The 2,927-nt window shown below is 55.8% G+C and carries 5 protein-coding genes and 1 tRNA gene; 2 read left to right on the top strand and 4 right to left on the bottom strand.

Translation table 11 applies throughout. The features are described 5' to 3' along the window. Positions 1–55: 55 nt before the first annotated feature. Together ABYT07_RS20225 and ABYT07_RS20220 are read left to right on the top strand one after the other, a co-directional pair. A tRNA-Leu gene (locus tag ABYT07_RS20225) sits at positions 56–141 on the top strand. A gap of 148 nt (positions 142–289) precedes the next feature. Further along, positions 290–1,255, top strand: a complete 966-nt coding sequence (locus ABYT07_RS20220) for a tyrosine-type recombinase/integrase (RefSeq protein WP_372993806.1) — start codon at positions 290–292, stop codon at positions 1,253–1,255. Here the strand turns inward: ABYT07_RS20220 and ABYT07_RS20215 are convergent. From ABYT07_RS20215 to ABYT07_RS20200, 4 genes are read right to left on the bottom strand one after another with little or no spacing between them, the layout of a single operon-like run. Beyond that, entirely contained in the window at positions 1,221–1,514 is a 294-nt protein-coding gene (locus ABYT07_RS20215) for a helix-turn-helix domain-containing protein (protein WP_372993805.1), read from the bottom strand. The genes ABYT07_RS20220 and ABYT07_RS20215 overlap by 35 nt on opposite strands. Further along, positions 1,511–2,155: an HNH endonuclease signature motif containing protein gene (locus ABYT07_RS20210; RefSeq protein WP_372993804.1), complete on the bottom strand. Its 645-nt coding sequence runs from the start codon at positions 2,153–2,155 to the stop codon at positions 1,511–1,513. The genes ABYT07_RS20215 and ABYT07_RS20210 overlap by 4 nt, the downstream gene beginning before the upstream one ends. Then, entirely contained in the window at positions 2,152–2,406 is a 255-nt protein-coding gene (locus tag ABYT07_RS20205) for a hypothetical protein (RefSeq protein WP_372993803.1), read from the bottom strand. The genes ABYT07_RS20210 and ABYT07_RS20205 overlap by 4 nt, the downstream gene beginning before the upstream one ends. A 12-nt stretch (positions 2,407–2,418) precedes the next feature. Continuing rightward, a complete protein-coding gene (locus ABYT07_RS20200) occupies positions 2,419–2,748 on the bottom strand; it encodes a hypothetical protein (RefSeq protein WP_372993802.1) in 330 nt (109 codons plus the stop codon). Between the last annotated feature and the right edge of the window lie 179 nt (positions 2,749–2,927).

Raw genomic sequence — 2,927 nt, 5'->3', positions numbered from 1 at the left:
TCCACGGCATCTCACCATTTACACCGCCGCCGGTCCGGGTATTGTGCGGCGCAATGCGGGCGTGATGGAATGGTAGACATACCAGACTTAAAATCTGTTGGGCGTATGCCCGTGGGGGTTCGAGTCCCCCCGCCCGCACCACTCCCCTGTACCGTACAGCGACATTGCTGGACATAGCTAGACAAATAAGGACTATATGAACGCGGTCGCGTTCGTATTGTCAGCCAAAAGTTTTATAAACTGACATCCATTTACGAACCGGTTACGAACGATCGGGGGAATTCGTAATTTGGCAAGTATTCGTAAGCTGAAAACAGGGCGGTGGCAGGCCCAGATCGCCCGCAAAGGGATTCGAAAGTCAAAGCTGTTTGACAGCAAGCGGGCTGCTACAGATTGGTCGGCGCGGGAAGAATATCTTATACTGACGGCTCCGCCTACTGGCGAAACCATGCTGCTTTCTGAAGCATTTCAGCGCTATGCAAACGAAGTAAGTCCAACGCGCCGCGGAGAACGATGGGAAATTATCCGGCTTCGCAAGTTTGCGCGGGATCCGCTGGCCAGCAAGACGATCGCTTCGATTACTGGCAAAGACATCGCGGAATGGCGTGACAAGCGGCTGCAGGATGTTGCGCCGGCATCTGTCCGGCGTGAGATGGAACTGATGTCGGCCGTGTTCACTATTGCTCGGGCTGAGTGGAAGTTAATCACCGTCAGTCCGATGCTTGATATCCGCCGGCCAAAGTCGTCACCGGCGCGCAAGCGGCGTGTTTCGGAAGCGGAGTTTGCTGCGCTGTCGATCTCGGCTGGTTCTGACCTGTCTGCGGCGACGGCGCGGGCGTATCATGCGTTCCTATTTGCTGTGGAGACCGGGATGCGCGCCGGGGAAATAGTCGGGCTGACCTGGGCCAATGTCAGCATCGATGAGAGGACAGCGCATCTTCCAAAGACCAAGAACGGCTTTCCGCGCGATGTGCCACTGTCTTCTGAGGCCGTCAGGCTGCTGGAAGCGTTACCCGATACTGACCCTGTTTTTGATCTGACAAGCCGTCAGCTTGATGTTCTATGGCGAAAGCTGTGCGATCGGGCTGCTGTAAAGGGGCTTACGTTTCACGATTCCCGACACGAAGCGATCACGCGTCTGGCGCGGCGGGTAGATGTTCTGGATCTGGCGCGCATCGTCGGGCACAAGAATATCAGTCAACTGATGACCTACTATGATGCTACCGCTGGCGAGATTGCTGAACGATTGGGGTGACGTTGCTGGCTGGCATCATTTCGGTCACTTCTTCCAAGGCGTATAGCGGTGTCTTGCCACGATTGTGCGGTGTGAACTTTCCTTGGGCTCGCCAACGGCTGACCGTGCGTGGGGTAACATCCAGCATTTCTGCGACCTGATCTGTGGTTAGAAGCTCGGGGCCTTTTTGCTGGGTCATCTGTTCGACCAGCTGCGTCAGAGATTCAAGCCGTGCAAGGATTTCATCGATCCCCATTTCTTTGCGCAGTGCTGCACTCATTTCGACACCTCTTTGGGTGATTTTTCGCGGGCCTTTTGTTCCAGCTTTGCCATTGCAAGGACTGTCGGGCGTAGTTCGGGGGCAATTGCATCGTATCCGGTGTTGTGCAGGCCCCCTGCCAGCCGTGGCAGCATTGACTGAGATACCAGTTCCCAGTTTTTGGGGTCGAAGTTCGTTTTATCACCGTCGAGGCACTTCAAGACGTGCCCCTTCGGGATCGGGCCATTCGCCTTTTCCCACAACCAGCGATGCTTAAGCACTGGACGGGTTTCGGCACCGGTCCATGGGTTCCGCTCGGCCACGATCAGGGTGACGTATCCGTCTTTCGGGCAGATGCGTTCGTGACCGGGCCCGCGGTGATTGTGGGGCAAGACGCCTTTCTTGAACTGGGTGCGGGCGCTGTTCGGGTTAAAGGGCATCTTCATGCCTTTGGTGATAGAAACCTGACCCTTCACGAACCGCCCGGTGCGACCTGTTTTCCAGCCCTTGCGCGTGCACAGTGCCTTGATCGCGTCCTTTGATACGTCAGTGCGGTCAAAGCGTGTCTGGAAGGCAGCATGAAGGTCTTTGCGCGGCTGGTCGCTGTGCGCCTTGATCCACACCAGTTCTTCGGGGCTATATGCGATCGATTGTCCCTTCATGATGAACCCTCGACCTTGGACTGCTTGGCGATTTGGGGCAGGTGGGGCAGAACGGTGTTTCCATGTTCGGCGTAAAGCTTTGCCGCTTTCAGGCCGATTTCGGCGTTTTTGCTGATGCTGTCGGCAATGCCGATCAAAGCGCCCGCGCGTTTGACTTCGTCGTTGATCTGGTCTGATGTCAGTGTCTCATCGTCCAGGCGATCAAGCTGGGCGAACAGGTGGGCATTCAGATCGGCTAGGCTATTCGACATTTTCAGGTCCTTTCAGTGATCCTTGGAACGGTCGGGTCCAAGCCCCATCGTTTCCATGATTTTCAATGTCTCTGGATCGGTCACCGACCGGGCCCATTCTTCGCTTTCATCAAGCGTTGCATCAAACTCGCCAGACGCCACGCGGGCAGCAAACTTGGTGAAACCAGCACGCGTAAGTTCGGCGTGTAGTTGAGTGATCGGGCAGACATGGGTATCGGCGTAATCATCAAACTCCCCCGTCTCGGCGCGCGCGGCAAATGCTTCGTAAATGCCGGCGTTTTGCGTCGACGCTTTATCCGCGACAATGCGCAATTCAGCCGCTAATTTTTCCCGTGTTTTCATCTGACCAAGCCTCCAATTCGTTCATGTAAAAGTTAGTTTGAACCCTTCGCGTTATTGCGATTGCGCCCAGGCGGTTCAGAAACCAAAGGGGGCAGATGGACCAACCACGATAGATCACATGGATGGATCCGGTGCCGTCGTCGCGGTCAAATTTCCGCACGGTTGTGCAGGGATCAAGC

This window comes from Sulfitobacter sp. (assembly GCF_041552635.1).
Lineage (GTDB): Bacteria > Pseudomonadota > Alphaproteobacteria > Rhodobacterales > Rhodobacteraceae > Sulfitobacter.
This window is presented reverse-complemented; position numbering and strand designations above follow the sequence as displayed.